Genomic DNA, 20,619 nt, shown 5'->3' with positions numbered 1-20,619 from the left:
CAACGTTAAAGATTAAGGTTGCGGGTTCTCTGGGGCTGTTCCATAAAACTCCACGCAATAAAGCGGCTCTGCTTCTGTCCCTGCGCCATTTCAACGGTACGCATGGCAGCAACATCCGCCTCTTCCAGCGCACGCCACAGCTCCGGCAGATGCTCTTTGCGTGATACCAGCGTGGTGAACCACACGCACTGACGGCCGAAGCTGGCGCTCTCTTCAATCATGCGCTTAATAAACGCCACTTCGCCGCCTTCACACCACAATTCGTCCTGCTGCCCGCCGAAGTTCAACGGAGAGTGGCGATCCAGCCCCAAATTGCGCAGCTTGCGCTGGCTGCCCTGATGAGCATCGGCTGCGGATGCGTGGAACGGTGGGTTACACAGTACGGCCTGATACAGCTCGCTTTTGTGAATCACACCTTTAAAAATCGCGTTAGTGTCTTTCTGACGGCGCAGACGAACGGCACGGTTTAGGCCCGGATTCGCCGCAATAATCGCATTGGCGGATGTCATCGCCTGCTCGTTGACTTCACTGCCGGTAAAGCGCCACTGGTATTCGCTGTGGCCAATCAACGGATAGATCAGGTTTGCACCGCAGCCGACGTCCAGCACGTTAATGTCACGCGGCACCACGCGGCGGTTATCTTCCGCCAGCAGATCAGCAAGATGATGAATATAATCGGCACGTCCCGGCACTGGCGGGCAGAGGAAACCTTCCGGGATATCCCAGTGGGCGATCTGATAAAAATGGCTCAGCAGGGCCTGGTTCAGCGCCTTAACGGCATCGGGATTGCCGAAGTCCACGGACTCACTGCCCCAGTTATTGACCGCGACAAAAGGTGCCAGGGGGGGATGGCTGGCAATCAGCGCGGCAAAATCGTAGCGGCCGCGATGACGATTACGGGGGTGAAGCACATTTTTTTCAACAGGGGTTTTCATCAGTCATTCTCTTATCAGCAGACGCGTAAGATACCTGCTGCGCTATTAATGGTAAACCACTGGCAGATAATTCACGCGTTGTGCCTGCGGCTGGGCAACGCCTGCTGAGAGAAAAAGGGCCTGACGGCCCTGATTTTTGTGCTGACTATTTCGCCATCGCTTTCATCGCTTCGAGATCGGCTAATGACGTAAACTCGCAGCTTAGCAGTGTCTTACCCGGGATCCCCTGCGCTTCACGTGCAGTGATCGCCACGCGTCCCATCTCCGGTGAAGGCTGGTCGGCATCGGCTAATACGCGAATGTAGCTTTTGGTCGCCACGATCATCGGGTTTTTTGGCTCAGGCGTTAACTGATAAGTTTTCGCCAGCTCATCAGCTTTATTGCCTTCGACCAGCACGCCGTAGGTGGTACCTGCCAGCACAAAGGCTTTGGTGCTGTAACCATCTTTGACCACAGCTTCAGTCAGCGGGTAAACCGCCATTGCCCCCACCAGCTGATATTTGGACACTTTTTCTGCTTCATTGTAGAGCGCGCTGGCAGCCTTGGTGGTGTAAGCTGGTTTGCATAATGCGGCATCAAAAAATGCGCTATTATCCGCCGCCGTCGCCGCTGTGGCCGAAAACAGTACCGCGGCAGCAATCAGAAGAGGGGTTGCAGTAAAACGCGAAGCGTTTGAATACATGTAAAGCTCCTTAAAATTAAGTTCCTTAAAAAATATAAGGGCATATCTTCATAGATAGCGCCCTTAATATATTGCATGTTTCAAATGATTTCCCAACTGAATGCATTTGACTTAAGTCATTAATATTTATCTTTATTATTATAGGAGTTCCCTTTGCGTACGCGTCATTCGTATCAACCTAAACAGGGCCACGGCCTGCCGCACGATCCACTCAATGCGATTATTGGTCCGCGCCCGATTGGCTGGATCAGTTCACAGAATGCGGCCGGGCAGCGCAACCTCGCACCCTATAGCTTCTTCAACTGCTTTAATTATCGCCCTCCGGTGATTGGGTTCGCCAGCAGCGGCTGGAAAGACAGCGTGGCGAACATCGTTGAAACCGGAGAATTCGTCTGGAACCTGGCGACACGTTCGCTGGCCGTTCCGATGAATGAAAGCTCAGCCTCTCTGGCCCACGGCGAGGATGAGTTTGCTTATGCGGGGCTGACTGCCCTGCCCGCCAGCCTGGTGAACGTCAGTATGGTGGCCGAAAGCCCGGTCAATTTTGAGTGCCGACTCTCACAGTGCATCCAGTTGCAAACCGCCGATGGCGAGCAAATCCCGACCTGGCTGGTATTGGGCGAAGTGGTGGCGATCCATATTGATCAGGATCTGCTGGTTGAAGGAATCTATCAGACGGCGAAAGCAGAACCGATCCTGCGTGCAGGCGGCCCCTCAGCCTATTACGGCATCAGTGAAGCATTAAAGTTTGATATGGTCAGGCCGGATGCCCGGGGTTGAATACCTGTCGGGCCTGCCCGACAGGTGCAATCGAATAAACGTCAGATAACAGGCCATTCAGTGAGGCAGGTATGACAAACGCCGACATGCCGCCCGCAAGGTTTTTTGCTATGATGCGAGTTCTAAAAAACGTTTGTCATGGAGTGATTATGAAACGCATCGCCATCGATATGGATGAAGTCATCGCTGATTTTCATACAAAGATGTTAGCCACCTGGAACGCCCATTTTTCACAGCAGCTGACGCTGGATGAGCTGAACCTGTTTAATCTGCATCAGGACGATCCAGAGAAACTGGTGGAAATTTTTGAGCTGGTCGGCGACCCCACCTTCTTTGCCGACCTGGGCGTGATCGCCGACAGTCAGCGGGTGATCGCCCGGCTGAGCGAGCATTACGAGATTTTTATTACGACCGCTGCGATGGAAGTGCCGACATCGTTCAACGCCAAGTTTCAGTGGCTAAAACAGCACTTCCCGGCCATCAAACCCAGCAACATCGTGTTCTGCGGCAACAAAAGCATTATCAATGCCGACTATATGATCGATGACAACGTGATTAACTTCGCGAATTTCTGCGGGGAAGGCATTCTCTATTCGGCGCCGCATAACCGCCATGTGACGGGCTACCGACGCGTGGAAAACTGGCAGGACATTGAAACACTGTTGTTATAAGACAGAAACTTTGTTGTAAGGCAGATAAAATCAGGGCGCAATACTAGTGCGCCCGCAAGATCAACGCGATTTGCCGAAGCGCAGCAGCGTCTCGATCAGCTGCTTAAGCAGCGGTTGTAGGCTGCTGGCTTTATCTTCTCTCCAGCCAAAGGGCGGCTGCTCATCCATATAATGACACTGCGCCAGCTCCAGCTGCACCGCATGTTGGTTCTCCTGCGGTTTACCGTAAGCGCGGGTAATATAGCCGCCTTTAAAGCGCCCATTCAGCACCCAGCTAAACTGTGACTGCGCATCGCAGCACGCAGTGAGCTGTTGCGCCAGTTCCGGGTGGCAGCTGGCACCATCGTTGGTTCCCAGATTCACATCAGGTAATTTTCCATCAAATAAACGTGGGATCACTGACGCTATCGAATGGGCGTCAAATAACAGCGCATAACCAAATTGATGCCTGATCCGCGCCAGCTCCTGCTCGATTTTGTCATGATACGGCTGCCAGATATGGTGCAGATACCCTTCACGCTGTACCGGTGTGGGTGTTTTTCCCGGGGCAAACGTTGGAGAGCCGTCAAACAGGGTTTCCGGGTAAAGCCCGGTGGTGGCCGTCGTGTACAGCGCCTGATTATCCGGCGGACGATTGAGGTCGATAACAAAGCGTGAATAGTTGCCCACCAGCACGCTGATGCCCATTGCCCGGGCAAAGTCGTACAGCTGAGGAATATGCCAGTCGGTATCGGGTAGCCCGCGCGCGGCATCACTTAAGCCGGCCTCCACTTCAGGGGTGAGCTGCGTGCCCGCATGGGGAATACTGAGCAGCAGCGGCAGCGTACCGGCGCTGAATTGATAAGCGTTCATCGTTCTTCTCCACGAAAGACGACCCGGCAGGGTAACTGCCCGCCAAGCCAGTAAACCAGTTCAGCCGGACGTACCAGTGGCCAGTGAACGAAATCGGCCAACTTGCCGACCTCCAGTGAACCCAGTCGATCGGCCAGACCCAGTGCTCGCGCACCGTTCAGCGTCACTCCTGCCAGCGCCTCTTCCGGCGTCATACCAAACAGCGTGCAGCCCATATTCAGCATCAGACGCAGTGACAAAGCCGGGGACGTTCCCGGATTGGCGTCGCTGGCCAGCGCCATCGGCACCTGATAACGGCGGAACAACTCAACAGGCGGGCGCTGTGTTTCACGCAACAGATAGAAAGCACCGGGCAGCAGTACGGCAACGGTGCCGTGTTGTGCCATCGCAGCAACGTCAGTTTCAGTGGCATATTCCACATGGTCCGCCGACAGCGCATTAAATTCTGCCGCAAGCGCACTGCCACCCAGCGGTGACAGCTGTTCTGCGTGCAGCTTCACTGGCAATCCGAGTCGCTGTGCCGCGGTAAAGACCCGCCGTACCTGATCGGGGGAAAAGGCCAGGTGCTCGCAGAAGGCATCCACCGCATCGGCCAGACCTTCTGCTGCCACCTGAGGCAACAGCTGATCACAAATGACGTCAACCCAGGCATCGGGCTGCTGCTGATACTCCGGCGGCACCGCATGTGCCGCCAGGCAGGTTGCCTGGATCTGTGCAGGCACCTGCTGCGCCAGTTGACGAATGGCCTGCAGCATCCGCAGCTCGCTGGCAATTTCCAGCCCGTAACCGGATTTAATCTCAACGGTGGTGACACCCTCGGCCAGCAAATGATCGAGGCGCTTGCGGGCACTGGCCACTAACTGCGCCTGGGAAGCGCTGCGGGTTGCGCGCACGGTAGACAAAATGCCCCCGCCCTGGGCCGCAATCTCGCTGTAACTGACCCCGTTCAGACGTTGTTCAAACTCATGGCTGCGATCGCCCCCAAACACCAGATGCGTATGGCAGTCCACCAGGCCGGGCGTGACAATCCCTCCGCCGAGATCGGTGCGCTGACTGGCCGCAATGTGCGTACTGTGTGTATAAGGCCCCAGCCAGACAATCTCTTCCCCGCTGACGGCAATGGCGCCTTGCTCAATGATGCTGTAACGCCCATCCTGCATGGTGACAATATCGGCCCCATACCAAAGATGGTCGCAGCTGAGTTGCTGGTTCATCCGCTCTCCCATGTTATGCACTTTACTGTTGAATCATAAGTATGTATATGTATATACAACCTCATTGCACAGGAAGCAACCATGACACGCTTTTTTGCGCCCCGCGCCCTGCTGGCCGATGGCTGGCAACGCAACGTCCTGATCGATGTCGACGCACAAGGCATGATCACCGCCACCGCTGCCAACAGCACGCCTGAGGGAGCACAGCGTCTTAATGGCGTCGTGCTGCCTGCGATGGCCAACCTGCATTCACACGCTTTCCAGCGGGCGATGGCCGGGCTGGCTGAAGTAGCGGGTGACCCGCAGGACAGCTTCTGGACCTGGCGCGAGCTGATGTACCGCATGGTGCAACGCCTGTCGCCGCAACAGGTCGGCGCCATCGCCACGCATCTGTATGTTGATATGCTCAAAGGCGGCTATACCCAGGTGGCGGAATTCCACTACCTGCACCATCAGCCCGATGGCCAGCCCTATTCTGACGACGCGATGCTGCGCCAGTTGATGCACGCCGCCGATCGCAGCGGCATTGGTCAGACGCTGTTACCCGTGTTGTACAGTTATGCCGGATTTGGCAGCCAGCCCGCACAGCCGGGGCAGAAACGGTTTATTCAGGATACCAACACCTATTTGGCTCAGCAGCAGCGCCTGCACCAGCTGATTGCCGGGCGGCCGTTGTACAACCAGGGGCTGTGCTTCCATTCTCTGCGTGCGGTGAACGAACAGCAGATGCGCGAAGTGCTGGAAAGCAGCCCCGCCGATCTTCCGGTGCATATTCACATCGCGGAGCAGGAAAAAGAGGTGAATGATTCGCTGGCCTGGAGCGGTGAACGCCCGGTGAGCTGGCTGCTGGATCGCTTTGACGTGGATGCACGCTGGTGTCTGATTCACGCCACGCATCTGGACGAACTGGAGGTCCGCCGACTTGCCGCCAGCCAGGCCGTTGCCGGTCTTTGCCCGACCACCGAGGCCAATCTGGGGGACGGGATTTTCCCGGCCACCGACTACGTGGCTCAGGGCGGTCGCTGGGGGATTGGCTCTGACAGCCATGTTTCGCTGGATGTCGTGGAAGAGTTGCGCTGGCTGGAGTATGCCCAGCGGCTACGCGACCGCCGCCGCAACCGTATCGTGACCGCGCAGCAACCGTCAGTGGGTGACGTGCTGTATCAGCAAGCGCTGGCGGGCGGTGCTCAGGCATGCGGCGTGAAGATCGGCAGCCTGCAACCCGGCTACCGCGCTGACTGGCTGGTGCTGGCCGGGGATGCCCTGCTGGACAGCACCCCCGATGCCTCACTGCTGAACCGCTGGCTGTTTGCCGGCCACCGTAGCCAGATTCAGGATGTGTTTGTCGCCGGACAGCAGCGCATCCGTGACGGACAGCATGCACAACAGTCAGCAATCAATGCCGATCTGCGTGAAGCCCTGGAGGCATTACAATGATCCATTTGTATGAGGGCCGCCGCCTGCCCGCCACCCGCTGGCGTAATGGAGGTGGGGAAACGCGGGAAATTGTTAGCTATCCGCCCGGCGCGGCAGATTTTGACTGGCGCATCAGCATTGCCACCATTGCCGCAGACGGCGATTTTTCCCTGTTCCCCGGCATAGACCGCATTATTACGCTGCTAAGCGGCGAAGTGGTGCTCTATCGTGATGATCAGCTCTATCAGTCGCTGAGCCTGCATCAACCGTTCGCCTTCCGCGGTGAGGAAGCCATCAGCGCCCGGCTCTCCGGCAAAATCAGTACAGATTTTAATATCATGGCACGGCGCAGTGCTTTTCTGCCGGAGGCGGGGATTGCCACCACGCGCTTTGCACCTGCAGCGACAGATGCGGGCGTGGTGTATGTGATTTCAGGTCAGTGGCAGCACCAGCAAACGCTACTAAAAGTGGGCCAGGGCGCATGGTGGGAGAACAATGCCGGGGCGTTTATCCCGGTGTCAGAAGATGCGCAGTTGCTCTGGGGCACGCTTCACTTAAAACGTCCGAATAACTGATAGCGTGAACCGGGATAGAGCAGGCGCGCGTAAGTCACAATCTTGCCCTCGCTCCAGGTCTGGCGGCGGATCAACAGGCAGGGTTCCGTAGCCTCGATTGCCAGATGACGGCACTGCTGTGCATCTGGCAATACCGCTTCCACAATATGCTCACCTGCTGTCAGCGGTGCCACGTGCATCAGATAGGTATAAGGCGTCTGATGCTCATAGTCCTGTTGCAGATAATCCGGTGCCATTTGCGGATTCACCAGGCGATCTTCCAGCTGTACGGGTTGCTCGTTTTCGTAATGCACCATCAGCGAGTGGAACAGTGACTGACCGGTGGTTAATCCCAGCACAGCCGCGTGTTCCGGGTCGGCTTTACATTCGCGCAGCGTAAGGATTTTGCTGCTGTGCCGATGACCACGCTGGGCGATCTCTTCTGCGATATTGTGCACTTCCAGCATTGCCGTATAGCCCTTCACTTCGGCCACAAAGGTGCCCACCCCCTGCATACGGATCAGATACCCTTCGCTGGTGAGTTCGCGCAGTGCGCGGTTGATGGTCATACGGCTAACGCCGAGTTCATTGACCAGCTCGCTTTCTGACGGCACGCGCTGGTTGGCTTTCCACACCCCTTCACGGATCTGGCTGATAATCGCCTGCTTAACACGCAGGTAAATCGGAGCAGGCTGATCGCTCATGGCTGCGGAAAGTTGTGAAATGGCAGTCTGCACGACCATAGCGGATTCCTTAATTATCTGATAACGGAAGTTTACGGGCTAAAACCTGATATGTATAGACATCCGGACCGCACCTGAATAAAGCATGATGCCCTGATGCAGTGCAAACCTGAAAGCCTGCCGTGCGCGGGCTGCTGGAAAAAATCCTTAATAAACGCACATCTTCCTCGAAATCGTTTTTGTGACGCAGCTGGCACAACTCTTGCTGGTTGTATAGACAAGACTATACACATGTGTTTCACTCATTAACGTCTTCCTAACAAAACACAGCAACCTTAGTTGTCTATACAGGAGTATACCATGTCACTGACTACGCATCATTGCCTGCTGACGCCGGGCAAGGTGGACCTGGCCACCCTCAAAAGGATCTATCGCGGGGGTGTCACACTGGCGCTGGACGAAACGTCACGCAGCCGTATTCAGCAGGCGAGTGCCACGGTGGCCGCGATCGTCAAAGAAGGCAAAGTGACCTACGGCATCAACACCGGTTTTGGCAAGCTGGCGCAAACCACCATTCCTACGGAACGCCTGGCCGAGCTGCAACGTAACCTTGTTCTGTCACACAGCGTCGGGCTGGGTGATCTGCTGCCAGATGATGTTGTGCGCGTGATTATGGCGACCAAAGTCATCAGTCTGGCACGCGGTCATTCAGGAATACGCATTGAACTTGTCGACGCACTGCTTGCCCTGTTTAACGCAGGCATCATGCCGTGCATCCCTGAAAAAGGCTCCGTTGGCGCCTCCGGCGATTTGGCCCCGCTGGCACATCTGTCGCTGATGCTGCTGGGTGAAGGTGACGTCCGCGTACAGGGCAAACTGATACCTGCCACCGAAGGACTGGCGATCGCCGGGCTGAAGCCCTTTGTGCTGGGACCCAAAGAGGGCCTGGCGCTACTCAACGGTACCCAGGTGTCGACGGCGCTGGCACTGCGCGGCCTGTTCGAGGGGGAGAATGTGTTTGCCGCCGGGTTGGTGGCGGGCGCTCTGTCGCTGGAAGCTATTAAAGGCTCGATCAAACCTTTCGATCACCGCATTCATGAAGCGCGTGGTCAGCAGGGTCAGATTGACGTGGCCGCTGCGGTGTCAGCGCTTCTTGAAGGCAGTGAAATCCTCACTTCGCATGCCAACTGTGGCCGCGTGCAGGACCCCTACTCCATTCGCTGTGTCCCACAGGTGATGGGCGCCTGCCTGGATAATCTCAATCATGCGGCGAAGGTGTTGCAGATTGAAGCTAACGCCGCCTCCGATAACCCGCTGGTGTTTACCGATACCGGCGAAGTGATTTCCGGCGGTAACTTCCACGCCGAGCCGGTGGCCTTTGCCGCCGATATCATCGCACTGGCCGTTGCCGAAATCGGTGCCATCTCTGAGCGTCGCCTGGCACTGCTGCTGGATACCGGCCTTTCGGGTCTGCCGCCGTTCCTGGTGAACGATGGCGGGGTGAACTCCGGCTTTATGATCGCTCAGGTGACCGCCGCTGCGCTGGCCTCTGAAAACAAATCGTTGGCTCACCCGGGCAGCGTCGACAGCCTGCCCACCTCCGCAAACCAGGAAGATCACGTTTCCATGGCGACCTACGCCGCCCGTCGTCTGGGCGCGATGTGCTTTAACACCGCTGCCGTGGTCGGCATCGAAGCGATGGCTGCCGCACAGGGTATTGATTTTATCCGTCCACTGCGCAGCTCCCCTCAGCTGGAAAACGTGCTCGCCGCCATCCGCGAACGCGTGCCTTACCTGGAAAAAGACCGCCTGATGGCACCGGACATCGAGCAGATGCGTTTGTGGGCTGGCGCGGATCGCTGGCCGGATATGATCGCCGCCCTGCAACCCGCACGCGCGCGCTAAGCCCATATTGAGAAGGAATACACCATGACTGAATCTGTAAAAAATGCCGTCGCACGCACTATTCGCGCCCCGCACGGCAGCGAATTACACTGTGCTAACTGGCTGATTGAAGCTGCTTATCGCATGATCCAGAACAACCTTGACCCGGACGTCGCTGAGCGCCCGGAAGACCTGGTGGTTTACGGCGGCATCGGCAAAGCGGCACGTAACTGGGAGTGCTTTGAGCAGATCCTGCGCTCACTGAAGGCGCTGCAACCAGAAGAGACCCTGCTGGTACAGTCCGGCAAGCCGGTGGGCGTGTTTCGCACGCACGCCGATGCGCCGCGTGTACTGATTGCCAACTCTAACCTTGTGCCGCACTGGGCTACCTGGGACCACTTCCATGAGCTGGATAAAGCTGGCCTGATGATGTACGGCCAGATGACCGCAGGATCCTGGATCTACATCGGGGCTCAGGGCATTGTGCAGGGGACATTTGAAACCTTCGTCGAAGCCGGACGTCAGCATTACCAGGGCGATCTTGCTGGTAAATGGATCCTGACCGCCGGATTAGGCGGAATGGGCGGTGCACAGCCGCTGGCGGGCGTGCTGGCCGGAGCCTCCGTGCTGGCGATAGAGTGCCAGGAGTCGCGTATTGATTTCCGTCTGCGCACCCGTTATCTGGATTACAAAGCCTTTAGCGTCGATGAAGCGCTGGAAATTATCGACCGGGCAAACAAAGAAAAACGCGCGATTTCCGTGGGCCTGCTGGGTAACGCGGCCGAGATCCTGCCAGAGCTGGTGAAACGTGCGAAAGCCGGGGGCATGAAGCCGGATATCGTCACCGATCAGACCTCCGCACACGACCCGATTAACGGCTACCTGCCTGCGGGCTGGGATCTGGCGCGTTGGGAATCCACCCGTAAGACCGATGCAAAAGCCGTAGAAAAAGCCGCGCGCGCCTCGATGGCGGTTCATGTTCAGGCGATGCTCGACTTCTGCCATATGGGCATTCCAACGGTGGATTACGGCAATAATATTCGACAGGTTGCCCTGGACGAAGGGGTGAAAAATGCCTTTGATTTCCCGGGCTTTGTTCCGGCCTATATTCGCCCCCTGTTTTGTGAAGGCAAAGGTCCGTTCCGCTGGGTCGCCCTGTCCGGTGACCCGGAAGATATCTACAAGACCGATGCCAAACTGAAAGAGCTGTTCCCGGATCACAGCAACCTACATCGCTGGCTGGACATGGCGCAGGAACGCATCGCCTTCCAGGGGCTGCCTGCCCGTATCTGCTGGCTGGGATTGGGTGAGCGTCATCTTGCTGGGCTGGCTTTCAACGAAATGGTGCGCAACGGCGAGCTGAAAGCACCGGTGGTTATTGGTCGTGACCACCTTGACTGCGGTTCAGTGGCTTCACCTAACCGTGAAACCGAAGCGATGAGGGATGGATCGGATGCCGTGTCCGACTGGCCGCTGCTGAACGCCCTGCTGAACACCGCTGGCGGAGCTACCTGGGTTAGCCTGCATCATGGCGGCGGCGTCGGGATGGGCTTCTCGCAACATGCTGGCGTGGTGATTGTCGCAGACGGCACCCCGGAAGCCGATTTGCGCCTTGGCCGCGTACTGTGGAACGACCCGGCTACCGGCGTGATGCGCCATGCGGATGCGGGGTATGAAACAGCCAAAGCCTGCGCCCGCAAGCACGAGCTGAATCTTCCCATGATCAAATAACCCCGCACGGGCCTGCTCTCAGGCCCGTTTTTCTCTGCCCCCGCCCCTTTCCTTATCCATTTTATGCTAACTTATTTTCTGCCCGCTACTGGATAGCAAAGCCCCTGACAGGAGAACGAATCTATGGTCATTCCCGTATCGCTGATTGATGAAGCCACTGGCTGGCGCAGGGCCTTTCATGCCCGCCCGGAGCTTGGCTATCAGGAGCATCATATGTCGCAAGCAGTGGCGGAACAGCTTACAGCGATGGGGCTTCAGGTGCATCGGGGTCTGGCAGGGACGGGCGTCGTCGGGACGCTGGAAAATGGCCCTGGCCCGACCATTGGTCTGCGCGCTGATATGGACGCACTACCGATGACCGAACTGGGCAATCCGCCGCACCGCTCCACGCAGCCTGGCGTGATGCATGCCTGTGGCCACGATGGCCACACGGCGATTCTGCTGGCAACGGCCAGACACCTCAGCACCACCCGATGTTTTAGCGGCACCGTTCACTTTATCTTTCAGCCGGCTGAAGAAAACCTCGGGGGTGCACGCCGCATGGTTGAAGAAGGCCTGTTTACCCTGTTCCCGATGGATGCCATCTACGGTATGCACAACTGGCCGGGCCTGCCTGCGGGTCATGTGGCGGTCAATGAAGGGGCGATGATGGCCTCGCTGGATTCGTTCGAAATCACGCTGAACGGGCGCAGCTGTCATGCCGCCATGCCGGAAAACGGCGCGGACCCGATTGTCGCGGCTGCACAGCTGATTCTGGCATTGCAAACCATCCCTGCACGTCGCCTGTCACCGCTGGCCTCGGCGGTCGTCAGCATTACGCAGATTAACGGTGGCGAAGCGATCAACGTCATCCCGGAGACGGTGGTGCTGCACGGCACGCTGCGCTGCCTGCAGGCGGATGTCCGCTTACGGGTACGCCAGATGATTGATGAGTTTGTCACCACGTTTACTCGCCCGCTGGGCATTGAGGGCAGCATTGTTTATCAGACGGATTATCCGGTCACGGCGAATAATCCACAGGAAGCGGCGAAGGTGCGCGACTGTGCACTGACGGTACTTCCCGCTGAGCAGGTGCTCTGGAATGTTAACCCGTCGATGGCATCGGAAGATTTTGCCTGCATGCTGGAAGCCTGCCCCGGTGCCTATTTCTGGCTGGGAGCCGACGGTGAAACCCCTTCTGCCCCGCTGCACAATGCCCGCTATGATTTTAACGATACGCTGATCGGCCCCGGCATTGCGCTGTGGACCGCACTGGTCGGTCAGTTATTGCCTCGTTAGAACCGCGTATACAACACCGGGCGAGGCATGCCTCGCCCCTACAGCGGTTAACGATGATGAGGGATTGGTAGGGGTCGGGCATGCCCGACCCGAATGCGGCGCGGGTGTTAATAGCCCGCCGAATCGATCTGCGCTAACGCGCCATCCAGATCAATCGCCCGCCCGGTGGCGAGGTAACAGCAGGCAATTTGCAAACGCAGCGACTGCGGCACGGGTACTTCGCGATCCAGACAGCGACGGATCCATGCGGCTGTGGTGGCCGCATCTTTGGCTGAAGGCAGATGGTCAGCGCTCAGCACCACTTCTTCCTGCCGTGATAACAGCGCACGCGTGTCTTCTCCGGCAATCAACGTGAGCGACGGGCACCGCTGCGGGTTCGCGTACACTTCCCCTTCCGTTCCATTCAGCAACAAACCCCGTCCGCCAACGGCGCTGAAAAACGTTGCCACGCGCGGGATATACTCCGGGTGCGAAACGCTGGCCAGCCTCAACGCCGCATCGGCGGCAAACGGCGTTGCCAGCTTAGCCAGCGTATGCGCACTGTTACGCACCCCCATACGCCAGCGCAACGCCAGCTGCTGCTCCATGGGCTGGCAAAGCGTGCCAATAGTGATAAACACCAGCTCACCGGCATCCAGTTTCGCCTGTGCTTCTTCAAGAGTGGAAACAGCGGGAATATCCAGCGCAGCAAAGACCGCCTCGCTGGTGATGCGGGTTGGATCGTCGCTAACGCCGTGAACCAGCACCGGGAAACCCAGGCGCGACAGCAGCAGCGCCAGCAGCGGGGTCAGGTTCCCCTGACGGCGAGCACCGTTGTAACTGGGGATCACCACCGGCATCGGTCGCTCTGCAGGTGGTATCAGGTGCGGCATCTGCTCCTGCATCGCCTGGTAGAAGCCCAGCATCTCGCCCTCGCCTTCGCCTTTAATGCGCAGAGCTATCAGCAGAGCACCCAGCTCAAGATCCGGCACCTCGCCGTTCAGTATCCGGCGATAAAGCTCGCACGCGGTATCCGCATCAATATCGCGGGCATGATTCTTACCGCGTCCGACCTCTTTGATAATTTTTTTATAGTCCATGCTCATTTTTTGCTCAGTAACAAGGGTTAACGACGACGGCGCTGTGTGGGTTTTTTCTTCACGGCCGGGGCCACGGCTTTTGGCAGTTCGCCTTCCGGCATCGGAGGCTGCGCGATAGGAAACACCGGCAGCGCCCCCAGTAGGCGTGCGCCATAACTTTTGCTGATCAAGCGCCGATCGTAAATCACAATCTCGCCAAAGCAATCATGGCTGCGGATTAACCTCCCAACCTGCTGGATGAGGTTAAACGAGGCGCTGGGCAGGCTTTGCACTTCAAACGGATAACGCTTGAGGCTTTTCAGCCACTCTCCCTCAGTCAAAATAACCGGACTGTCTATCGGGGGGAAAGCGATTTTATGAATATGGACCTGAGAAAGCAGGTCACCTTTCAGATCCAGCCCCTCCGCAAAGGACTGTAATCCCACCAGAATGCTGGTTTCCCCCTGCTCTACGCGTTTACGGTGCAGCGCCACCAGCGCCGGGCGTGGCTTATCGCCCTGCACCAGCATCATCAGGCGCAACTCGGGCAGGTAAGCGAGGAATTGATGCATGGCGCGGCCACTGGCGAACAGCACCAGAATGCCTTTATGAGCCGCCAGCTTAATTTGATGACGAAAGAAGTGCGCCATTTCGGCCAGGTGCATCACTTCGTTTGCCAGCATCGGCTCGTACTTCATCTTCGGGATAATCAGCTGCCCCTGAGCCACATGATTAAACGGCGAATCGAGGGCGACAAAGCGGTCTCCGACTTTCTCACTCAGGCCGGACATCTCCTGCAAACGCTGGAAACTGTTCAGCGAGCGCAGCGTCGCCGACGTCACCACCACATGCGGGATCTTACGCCACAGCAACTTTTCCAGCTGTTCACTGACGCGTATCCCAGCGCAGTGAAACATCAGATGCGCGCTACCGTCGCGGATTTCCCGTGTGACCCATTTCGACACCGGGGCACCGGATGCCTGCTCCATTGCCGCCAGCCGCCACAGCTTGCTGCTGGCTTCAAACCAGCCCAGTGCGCGGTTCATCTGGATCAGCGTACGGTGCAGACGCACCACGTCAAACTGGCCGCTCTTCTCGCTCAGGTCGTTCATCATGCCTTCCGCCAGCCCACGCAGCGCATCGCTGAGTTTAAACAGTCGGGCGCAGATCGTCAGGATCTCTTCGGGCAGCAACCCCATTTCAAAGCGATATTCGCCCTCCTGCCCTTCCGGCGGCAGATACAGACCTAATATCTGAGACAGCATCTGTAGCTGCTCGCGCACCTCTTCGCAGTGGGCTTTGAGCTTGTCCGGGTGGCTAAGGGACGGCGGGCGTTTCGGACGAAACTGCGCCAGGCACTGCTCCACCAGGCGGCAGAATAGATCCAGTTGTAACACGGTCCAGCCTGGGGTGATTTCGCCGCTCATCTCCAGCGCATCACGTGCCACATCCGGTAAATGGTGGCCTTCATCCAGCACCAGCAGCAGGTTTTTTGGCGGTGGCAGCACCGATTCCGTTTCCAGTGCGGCCATCACCAGGGCGTGATTCGCCACCACCACGTCAGCATCTTCGATTTCACGCCGCGCCACATAAAACGGGCATTCGCGGAACCAGTTGCAGTTACTGCCGAGGCAGTTGGCTTTATCGGTGCTCAGGCGTTGCCAGAGGGAGTCTTCAATATTTTCCGCACAGTGATCGCGCAGGCCATCCCACTGATAGCGTTTGAGGGATTTTTCCAGTTCGGTGCAGATGGCCCGCTCATCTTTGCTGGCGGTCATATCGTCGTCGAGGAACAGCAGCAGATCGCCCTGATTTTCTTCATCTGTTGCCAGCGCCGACAGATTGCGCGGACACACGTAACGACCACGACCAAACGCCGCAGTAAACTTCAGATCGGGAATAATTTTCTTTAGCAGGGGCAGATCCTTGCTGAAAATCTGATCCTGTAAGGCCACGTTAGCGGTGCTGACCACCAGCGGTTTTTCCTCGGCGCGGCTGACAGCAATACCGGGGATCAGGTAGGAGAGGGTTTTCCCCACCCCGGTCGGCGCTTCAATTGCCAGATGACGACCGTCGTCCCCCGCCAGCGTTTTCGCGACCTCGGCAATCATCTGCCGCTGCGGCGCACGCGGAATAAAATCGGGAACTTCCTGTTGCAGGGCTTTATACCACCCGGCAATTTGCGTTTTTAACGCGACAGTTAACGCCATGACAATCACTTCCAGCTAAACAAGGCTGTATTTTTACACAGTATTGCGGCGGCGTCAGCCTGCAAACGTTAATCTCCTGCGTCGCCCGTAGTTTCAGCAAGTCACGCAGGGCACGGATCGGGACTTCCCGGCTGCGGCCACGACGAAAAATCAGGGAAAATGCTGTACGATAGTTGAACTGTTCCGGTGACAGACGCCGCAACCGGCCCCCAGCCCCCCATGGCCGGGCGCAGTGCTCCGGCAGGTAACCACTATACTGACCAGAGTTGAGGCTCACTTTCGTTCCACTGATTAACCGGTCGATAGTTAAGTAAATCATGAACTGAATAGTGGATACGAGTGATTTTCCTGCGGAGTGTTCCGTCAGATGATAGCCATAACTTCCCCCTTTTTTTCTGAAGGATAACCATGTCACACCAACATCTGATTTTCCCGGCGCGCGTGCTGCGTGGCGCGGGTGTCATCAACCAGATCGGCACCCTCAGCCGTGAACTGGGCCAGCGTGTGCTGCTGATTGGCGGCTACCAGGCGCTGGCGGCGGTCAAAGACCGGGTGGCGCAACAGCTGACGGCGGCGGGTTGTCTGCTGGTGGGCAACGAATGGTTTGGCGGTGAAACCTCATTACGACAGATTGCCCGCCTGGGCGCACTGACGCAGGAATATCAGGCCGACGTGATTATTGCAGCGGGGGGCGGTAAATCGCTGGATACCTGCAAGGCGGTTGGCGCCGAGCAGAATATCCCGGTGATCACCCTGCCCACCATCGCCGCGACCTGTTCGGCGGTGACGCCGTTAACCATTCGCTATGACGATAACGGCAACTTTTTTGATATCTTCCCGCTGCCGCAGGCTCCGGCGGCGGTGATCATCGACAGCCAACTGCTGACCGAGGCACCGCTGCGCTGGCTGGCCGCAGGGCTGGGCGATACGCTGGCAAAATGGTATGAGTTTCGTGCGGTGAGCGAACGCCACCCGGCCGTGGATGCGAATGCGCTCTCCTCGCTGGCACACAGCCGTCTCTGCTATGACGTGATAGCAAAACACGGCCCGGCAGCCTGTGAAGCCGTGCGCCAGCGGCAGCCTGATCACGCTCTCGATCAGGCGCTGGATGCCATCTTCACCTTTGCCGGGCTGACCTCACTGATGAGCAACGGCGCCCATGCGGCGGCTTCCCATGCCATTTACGAAGGGTTCACTTTCGTCGACAAAACCCGCGAATTCGGCCACGGCCTGTTGGTCGGCTACGGTAATCTCTGCCTGCTGGCGCTGGAGCAGCGCGATGATGCAGAGCTGCTGGCAGAAATGTGCCTGGCGCGAGACTGTGGTGTACCGCTTAGTCTGGCAGAGATTGCCGACCTGAATGCGGACGAACTGGCGGTGATTGTGCGTGAATCGGTGCATGCACCGGATATGGAAAATATGCGCGAGACGGTGACGGAAAGTGCGCTGTATCAGGCGATGGCGCGCGTGGACTCGCTGGCCGCCCGCGTTTAGCCCCGTCTCCCCCGGAAAGTGATCCGGGGGAGCGCGCCCGACCGCTTACCCAATCGGATCGATCGCCTTATACATGATCGTGGTGGCATCCATCACGCCAGCGGTCGATCGGGCATAGCCCGGGATCTGCCCGGCCACCTTCCAGCCCAGCGAGAGATAAAGCGGTTCAGCCGCATCCCCGCTGCGCGTGTCCAGCACCAGCAGACTGCGACCGAGTTCACGTCCCCGGGCTTCTGCCTGCTGCATCAGTTCACGGGCAATCCCGCAGCGGCGTGCATCCGGATGCACCAACAGTTTGATCACTTCAGCACGATGCACGCCGTTCGCGGGCATAGCCAGCACCAGCATTACCGTCCCGACAATTCGCCCGTCGTGCTTCGCCACCAGCAGCTGTTTATCTCCGCAGGCCAGGCTGAGAACCGCATCCTGCCAGAAATGGTGCAGCCTCTGCGCATCACGATCGACAAAGCCAATACTGGCACCCTGCGCCACGCAGCCATCCAGCACCTCACACAATGCAGGCAGCGCCTGCTGCGCCTGACCGGCATCCAGCCATTCATAATCAATATTGTTCATGGGCGGGCCACCACCAGGGCATAGCGTGCACCGCCCGCTTCAGGTGCATGAAAGCGGGTGCGGCCAAACAGATGAAAACGCAGGCAGTCCCCCTGCTCCAGCCGCCAGAAGCGGTCATCCATATGGAACTCCAGCACGCCATCCAGGATCCAGAGATGTTGCTCAAGCCCGGCGATCGGCGGAATGTCATAGTCAATACGCGCACCCGCCGCCAGCCGGGCTTCCACCAGTTCCGCATGAAACGCCTGCGCAGGCGGGGAGAGCGATCGGCGCTCGTAGCCATTTTCCACATCGTGCCAGACGCTTTGCTGCTCAGGCCGCAAAAGTTGTACAGCCTCCTGTTCCACTTCGCTTAACAAACGTGACATCGTTAATCCGTAGGCATTACACAGTCGGTTAAGCAAAGAGGCTGTCGGGCTGGTCTCAGCCCGCTCGATACGGGATAGCGAAGCGCGGCTAATCCCGGTAAGCTCGGCAAGTGTCTCCAGCGACCAGCCCTTTTCCACACGCAGGTCGGCCAGACGTTGTGCCAGCCGCTGTTCCGTTGGGGTTTGTTCCATCTTCGTTTCTCATATTTGGGAATTAATCTCTAATATGAGATATAGCTGTTTATTTTCATCATTTCAACTTGTACAACAAATAATACTTTGTACAACCTGATAATATTGGTTAGGCTGATAAAAGGTCTGACAGCAAGTCAAGAGGTAATACATGGCACTGTACAGCATCGGTGACGTCGCAGAACGCTGCGGCATTAATCCGGTCACGCTGCGCGCCTGGCAACGTCGTTATGGTCTGCTGAAACCACAGCGCACCGAAGGGGGTCATCGTCTGTTTGATGAAGACGATATTGCGCGCATTGAAGAGATTAAACGCTGGATTGAGAGCGGCGTGCCGGTCGGTAAGGTCAAAGCGCTGCTCGAAGGCGAAAACGTTAATATTGATGATGGGTGGCTTGCCCTTCAGGAAGAGATGCTGGCGGTTATTCGCCTCGTGCGTCCGTCAAAGCTACGCGTAAAAATCGCCTCAATGGGTAAAGAAAACCCGGCAGAAATGCTTATCGACCATGTTTTCGTCCCCATCCGCCAGCGCCTTGGTTTAGATCAAAATACCGCCCGGGCTATGTGTAGTTTATTAGATGGTGCTTTAATTGATTACATTAGCTTCTGTTTAACGGGTTCACGCAAGAAAGCAGGCAAAGATGCACTGCTGATTGGCTGGGGCCTGACGGACCGACCCCGCCTGTGGCTGGAAGCCTGGCGGCTCTCGCAGCAGGGCTGGCGCATTGACATCCTGGCCGAACCGCTGGAGTCTCCCCGCCCCGAGCTTTTCCCCGGTCAGCATATTTTTGTTTATACCGGAAAAGCGTTAACCAAACGCCAGCAGGAACAGATGAGCCACTGGCAGGCGCAGGGGTTCTCGATTACCGCATACGGTCACTAAGGAATCAGGTATGACTCAGCAGGCCGCACTACAGCAGTTAGTGACATTTTACCAGACGCTGGACAGCGACAGGCTGACAATGCTGGCGCAGATTTACCATCCGGAGATCTGCCTGAGCGATCCGGTAGGTGAACACCAGGGCATTGCGGTGGTGGAGCAGTACTTTGCCAGCCTGCTGAAAAACATGCGTTACTGCCGCTTTGTGGTGACGCAGGTGCGCGAGTTTGATACCGACGCGCTGCTGCTGTGGCGCATGGAATATGCCCACCCTGCCCTGCAACGGGGAGCTGACCAGACGCTGGAGGGCAGCAGCTACCTGCAGTTTCGCGACAGTAAAGTGGTCTTTCAGCGCGATTACTACGATATGGGCGCCATGCTCTACGAAAAGCTACCGTTGCTGGGCACGATCATCGGCCTGGTCAAAAAGAGGTTGCAACCATGAAACGTGTTCTGATCACTGGCGCCAGCTCCGGCATCGGCCTGCAATTAGCGCAGGATTATGCAACGGAAGGCTGGCATGTCACCGCCTGCGGGCGTAATCCAGAGCGACTGGACGCACTGCGCCAGCAGTTCCCGCTGATGGACATCTGCCTGTTTGATATCACTGACCTGGCTGAAACGCGCGCTGCTCTGGACGGCAAGCGGGCAGACCTGGCGATCCTCTGTGCAGGCACCTGTGAATATCTTGACCATGGCGTTGTCGATGCCGAAAAAGTCCACCGCGTGATGCTGACGAACTTCAGTGGTCCGGTGAACTGCCTCGACAGCCTGCTCCCACAGATGCAGCCTGGCAGCCGCGTGGCGCTGGTCGGCTCTACCGCCAGCATGGTTCCCCTGCCCCGCGCCGAAGCGTACGGTGCCTCGAAAGCCGCGCTGGCCTATTTCGCCCGCAGCCTGGCGCAGGATGTCAAGCGTCAGCAGATTGGTATCACGCTGGTGCTCCCCGGCTTTGTCGACACGCCGCTGACACAGCGCAACGATTTTGCCATGCCGATGATTGTCGACGTGGTTCAGGCTTCGCGCTTTATCCGGCGCGGGCTGGCAAAAGGAAAGGCTGAAATCGCTTTCCCGGCGCTGTTTGCTTTTATTCTGCGGGTGACCTCACGGTTGCCCCAGGCCCTTCAGCGTCTGTTAACGCAAAAAATAGCGAGGTAATGC

Annotated in this window: 20 protein-coding genes; 11 read left to right on the top strand and 9 right to left on the bottom strand. The window is 57.6% G+C overall.

Annotated elements, in window-relative coordinates:
- Nucleotides 1-5 precede the first annotated feature (5 nt).
- Nucleotides 6-935, bottom strand: coding sequence for a 23S rRNA (adenine(1618)-N(6))-methyltransferase RlmF (rlmF, locus tag WH279_RS03705; protein WP_200640845.1), 930 nt, complete (start codon nucleotides 933-935; stop codon nucleotides 6-8).
- 145 nt (nucleotides 936-1,080) lie between these two features.
- Nucleotides 1,081-1,617: a hypothetical protein gene (locus WH279_RS03700; RefSeq protein ID WP_133841114.1), complete on the bottom strand. Its 537-nt coding sequence runs from the start codon at nucleotides 1,615-1,617 to the stop codon at nucleotides 1,081-1,083.
- A gap of 153 nt (nucleotides 1,618-1,770) precedes the next feature.
- On the opposite strand from WH279_RS03700, the gene WH279_RS03695 reads away from it, so the two are divergent.
- A complete protein-coding gene (locus tag WH279_RS03695) occupies nucleotides 1,771-2,397 on the top strand; it encodes a flavin reductase family protein (protein WP_200640847.1) in 627 nt (208 codons plus the stop codon).
- Nucleotides 2,398-2,546: 149 nt separating this feature from the next.
- On the top strand, nucleotides 2,547-3,068 hold the full coding sequence (locus WH279_RS03690; protein WP_200640849.1) for a 5' nucleotidase, NT5C type: 522 nt from the start codon (nucleotides 2,547-2,549) through the stop codon (nucleotides 3,066-3,068).
- A 60-nt stretch (nucleotides 3,069-3,128) separates the two neighbouring features.
- Here the strand turns inward: WH279_RS03690 and hutG are convergent, their stop codons facing one another.
- Nucleotides 3,129-3,920 carry an N-formylglutamate deformylase gene (hutG, locus tag WH279_RS03685; protein ID WP_339455053.1) on the bottom strand — a complete coding sequence of 264 codons (792 nt, stop codon included), beginning with the start codon at nucleotides 3,918-3,920 and terminating at the stop codon, nucleotides 3,129-3,131.
- Entirely contained in the window at nucleotides 3,917-5,134 is a 1,218-nt protein-coding gene (gene hutI, locus WH279_RS03680) for an imidazolonepropionase (RefSeq protein WP_339455052.1), read from the bottom strand. Before hutI ends, hutG begins: the two co-directional genes overlap by 4 nt.
- 81 nt (nucleotides 5,135-5,215) lie before the next feature.
- Here hutI and WH279_RS03675 point away from each other — a divergent pair, with 81 nt between their 5' ends.
- Both WH279_RS03675 and WH279_RS03670 read left to right on the top strand, forming a co-directional pair.
- Nucleotides 5,216-6,571, top strand: a complete 1,356-nt coding sequence (locus WH279_RS03675; protein ID WP_339455051.1) for a formimidoylglutamate deiminase — start codon at nucleotides 5,216-5,218, stop codon at nucleotides 6,569-6,571.
- Nucleotides 6,568-7,125, top strand: a complete 558-nt coding sequence (locus tag WH279_RS03670; protein ID WP_339455050.1) for a HutD/Ves family protein — start codon at nucleotides 6,568-6,570, stop codon at nucleotides 7,123-7,125. The genes WH279_RS03675 and WH279_RS03670 overlap by 4 nt, the downstream gene beginning before the upstream one ends.
- Here the strand turns inward: WH279_RS03670 and hutC are convergent.
- Nucleotides 7,101-7,847 carry a histidine utilization repressor gene (gene hutC, locus WH279_RS03665; protein ID WP_200640858.1) on the bottom strand — a complete coding sequence of 249 codons (747 nt, stop codon included), beginning with the start codon at nucleotides 7,845-7,847 and terminating at the stop codon, nucleotides 7,101-7,103. The genes WH279_RS03670 and hutC overlap by 25 nt on opposite strands.
- A gap of 300 nt (nucleotides 7,848-8,147) precedes the next feature.
- Here hutC and hutH point away from each other — a divergent pair, with 300 nt between their 5' ends.
- The 3 genes from hutH to WH279_RS03650 all read left to right on the top strand — a co-directional run bounded on the left by hutH (nucleotide 8,148) and on the right by WH279_RS03650 (nucleotide 12,680).
- Nucleotides 8,148-9,692, top strand: coding sequence for a histidine ammonia-lyase (hutH, locus tag WH279_RS03660; protein ID WP_339455049.1), 1,545 nt, complete (start codon nucleotides 8,148-8,150; stop codon nucleotides 9,690-9,692).
- Between the two features lie 24 nt (nucleotides 9,693-9,716).
- A complete protein-coding gene (gene hutU / locus WH279_RS03655) occupies nucleotides 9,717-11,402 on the top strand; it encodes a urocanate hydratase (protein ID WP_200640862.1) in 1,686 nt (561 codons plus the stop codon).
- A 123-nt stretch (nucleotides 11,403-11,525) separates the two neighbouring features.
- On the top strand, nucleotides 11,526-12,680 hold the full coding sequence (locus WH279_RS03650) for a M20 aminoacylase family protein (protein ID WP_339455048.1): 1,155 nt from the start codon (nucleotides 11,526-11,528) through the stop codon (nucleotides 12,678-12,680).
- A gap of 107 nt (nucleotides 12,681-12,787) precedes the next feature.
- Here the strand turns inward: WH279_RS03650 and ybiB are convergent, their stop codons facing one another.
- Nucleotides 12,788-13,759 (bottom strand): DNA-binding protein YbiB, encoded by a 972-nt coding sequence (gene ybiB / locus WH279_RS03645; RefSeq protein ID WP_200640865.1) that lies wholly within the window; start codon nucleotides 13,757-13,759, stop codon nucleotides 12,788-12,790.
- 26 nt (nucleotides 13,760-13,785) lie between these two features.
- Nucleotides 13,786-15,948 carry an ATP-dependent DNA helicase DinG gene (dinG, locus tag WH279_RS03640; protein ID WP_339455047.1) on the bottom strand — a complete coding sequence of 721 codons (2,163 nt, stop codon included), beginning with the start codon at nucleotides 15,946-15,948 and terminating at the stop codon, nucleotides 13,786-13,788.
- A gap of 408 nt (nucleotides 15,949-16,356) precedes the next feature.
- Here dinG and WH279_RS03635 point away from each other — a divergent pair, with 408 nt between their 5' ends.
- Complete coding sequence (locus WH279_RS03635; RefSeq protein ID WP_339455046.1) at nucleotides 16,357-17,442, top strand: iron-containing alcohol dehydrogenase family protein; 1,086 nt, start codon at nucleotides 16,357-16,359, stop codon at nucleotides 17,440-17,442.
- 45 nt (nucleotides 17,443-17,487) lie between these two features.
- Here the strand turns inward: WH279_RS03635 and WH279_RS03630 are convergent, their stop codons facing one another.
- Together WH279_RS03630 and WH279_RS03625 are read right to left on the bottom strand one after the other, a co-directional pair.
- Nucleotides 17,488-18,018: a GNAT family N-acetyltransferase gene (locus WH279_RS03630; protein ID WP_339455045.1), complete on the bottom strand. Its 531-nt coding sequence runs from the start codon at nucleotides 18,016-18,018 to the stop codon at nucleotides 17,488-17,490.
- Entirely contained in the window at nucleotides 18,015-18,578 is a 564-nt protein-coding gene (locus WH279_RS03625) for a helix-turn-helix domain-containing protein (protein ID WP_339455044.1), read from the bottom strand. The genes WH279_RS03630 and WH279_RS03625 overlap by 4 nt, the downstream gene beginning before the upstream one ends.
- A 151-nt stretch (nucleotides 18,579-18,729) precedes the next feature.
- Between WH279_RS03625 and WH279_RS03620 the strand changes: the two genes are divergently transcribed.
- The 3 genes from WH279_RS03620 to WH279_RS03610 are packed head-to-tail and all read left to right on the top strand — an operon-like array spanning nucleotide 18,730 to nucleotide 20,616.
- Nucleotides 18,730-19,461 carry a MerR family transcriptional regulator gene (locus tag WH279_RS03620; protein ID WP_339455043.1) on the top strand — a complete coding sequence of 244 codons (732 nt, stop codon included), beginning with the start codon at nucleotides 18,730-18,732 and terminating at the stop codon, nucleotides 19,459-19,461.
- A gap of 10 nt (nucleotides 19,462-19,471) precedes the next feature.
- Entirely contained in the window at nucleotides 19,472-19,903 is a 432-nt protein-coding gene (locus tag WH279_RS03615) for a nuclear transport factor 2 family protein (RefSeq protein WP_339455042.1), read from the top strand.
- Entirely contained in the window at nucleotides 19,900-20,616 is a 717-nt protein-coding gene (locus WH279_RS03610; RefSeq protein ID WP_200640881.1) for an SDR family NAD(P)-dependent oxidoreductase, read from the top strand. Before WH279_RS03615 ends, WH279_RS03610 begins: the two co-directional genes overlap by 4 nt.
- Nucleotides 20,617-20,619 lie beyond the last annotated feature (3 nt).

This window comes from Erwinia sp. MYb375 (genome assembly GCF_037479175.1).
Classification (GTDB): Bacteria; Pseudomonadota; Gammaproteobacteria; order Enterobacterales; family Enterobacteriaceae; genus Erwinia; species Erwinia rhapontici.
Note: the sequence above shows the minus strand (reverse complement) of the source record. Positions and strands in the feature narration are given on the sequence as shown.